Consider the following 1912-nt stretch of genomic DNA (forward strand, 5'->3'; position numbering starts at 1 on the left):
CATGTTTGTCAAGGCGCTGGAGCGCTGGTGGGGCTATCTTGCTGGTGGTCCGTGGGAGGGCGTCGTAGCTGATAGCAAGCGACCCGGCCGCCCGTTGCTGGAGGGTGGGCAGGGGCATCGGGCGCGGCTCGAAGCCGTCGCGGGTCTGATGACGGTCGATAAACGGCGGCTACCCACGCTTCGTGCTGGACCTGCCACCGCGTACCATGTGCTTCCTCGCGCACGGTTGTGGGGAACCGCGGCAAATCAGGATCTGCTGCCATGGCGGCTACCTCTCAACTGGGAGGGGCGGCGGCGGTGGCAGGGGACGGCAATGGGGGCTGCTGTGGGTATTGCCATGGTCGACGCGGTCAGGCTGGCCAAGAGCAACAAGCGTTCGCATGAGGCTTTGACTGCCCAGCACGAGCGGCTGGTCCGGCGGATGGCGGCCGAGACCACGCTGCTGGAGAAGGTCCGCCGGGAGCTGTATGACGGTGCGCTGATCCCGTTCCGGGACCTGTTCGGCCGGCTGAAGAACGTGGACCTGGCCGAGCTCGCGGCGATCGAGACCCTGCCCAGTAGCGGTCTTCCCGATGTCGAACTGCATGAGGTTCGGGTGAGTGCCGCGCAGATGGTCGGTGCGATGGCCGGTGGCGCGGTCGCGGGAGTTACCGCGGGAGCGGGGGCCGGCGCCGCCACGGTGGCTGCGGTGGGGGCGTTCGCGACCGCGTCGACCGGTGTGGCGATCTCCGGGCTGTCCGGGGCGGCGGCGACGAGCGCGACCCTGGCCTGGCTCGGTGGCGGTTCCCTGGCCGCCGGTGGCGGTGGGGTGGCTGCCGGCACGACCGTGCTGACCGCGATCGTGGCGGCGCCGGTGGTCCTCGTCTTCGGGGGTGTCCTTGGTGGTGTCCTGGCGTGGCAGGGACGCAAGGCGCGTAAGGATCAGGGGGAGATCGCGGGCAGGCTCGACGAGGCCGACGCCGAGCTGCGGCTCGCCGAGACCATGGCGGAGGCCGTCCTCGCCCGCAGCGAGCAGGTCCGCGATGTCCTTACCGATCTGTACGCGGCTGTGCTGGACCGGCTACCCCGGTTGGAAGTTCTGCTGGACGCCGACGACAACTACGCCACGTATACGCCGGAGCAGCGCCGGCTGGTCGCGCTGCTCGTCGGCCTGGTTACCACTGTGGTGACCGTGATGAGCGTGAGGCTCACCGACGAGGACGGTATGGTGACCGACCTGTCCCAACAGGTAGTCGACGACGCTTGGCGGCGTCTGGGCGACATCGGCCCGGCCGCGGCATGAGCACGGGCGGGGCCGAACAGCCCACCGGCTCCGACTTCCTGCCCGGCGGCGGGTTGTTGCCCGGTGGGGCGGACGCGGCCGTCTGGGCGTATGTGGATCACGCTACCCGGCGGGCGGCTGCGGAGACGTTGGCGACCCTGGAAACCCGGGCCACCGTCCAGCGGCTGGCCGAGCGGTACGTGAACCATGGGAATCCGCAGCGGGCCGGGCATCTGTTCGAGGTCATGCATGCGTTGGCGTTCAACCGCAACGCCATCCGGGCTGGTGCGTCGGTACGTGCCCAGGTCACGGAATGGGCTGCCGGCGGGTCCCAGACGGCGCCGGCGGACATCCACCTCCGCGACGGCCACCGGCTGGTCGCCGAGGCGCAGGCCAAGCTGGTCAACCGGACGGCGGCCACGGCGCACGACCTTGCCCGGCCCGGCTACAGCGGCATGCAGCGGCTGGTGGCGACCGACAAACTCGCCGCCGTCGATGATCTGCTGGACCGGCGGCTGCGGATGCCACCGGAAGGGGTGCGGTACGACGACTACCGCGATACCCGTGTACATCTCACCGACCGGATTCACCACGGGCCGGTGCACAGCCGCGGCATCAGCCTGCGGGATACGCATCGGGCGGCGCAGCATC

The 1912-nt window shown here is 70.2% G+C and carries 1 protein-coding gene and 1 pseudogene; both read left to right on the forward strand.

Going from position 1 to position 1912, the window contains the following annotated elements; translation table 11 throughout:
• Nucleotides 1-325 precede the first annotated feature (325 nt).
• Nucleotides 326-1282, forward strand: coding sequence for a hypothetical protein (locus AC5LUJ_RS22080; RefSeq protein WP_493465658.1), 957 nt, complete (start codon nt 326-328; stop codon nt 1280-1282).
• A pseudogene (locus AC5LUJ_RS22085) lies at nt 1279-1912 on the forward strand (hypothetical protein); the annotation flags it as partial. The gene AC5LUJ_RS22080 and the pseudogene AC5LUJ_RS22085, both read left to right, overlap by 4 nt.

The organism is Protofrankia sp. CiP1_Cm_nod3 (genome assembly GCF_982290655.1).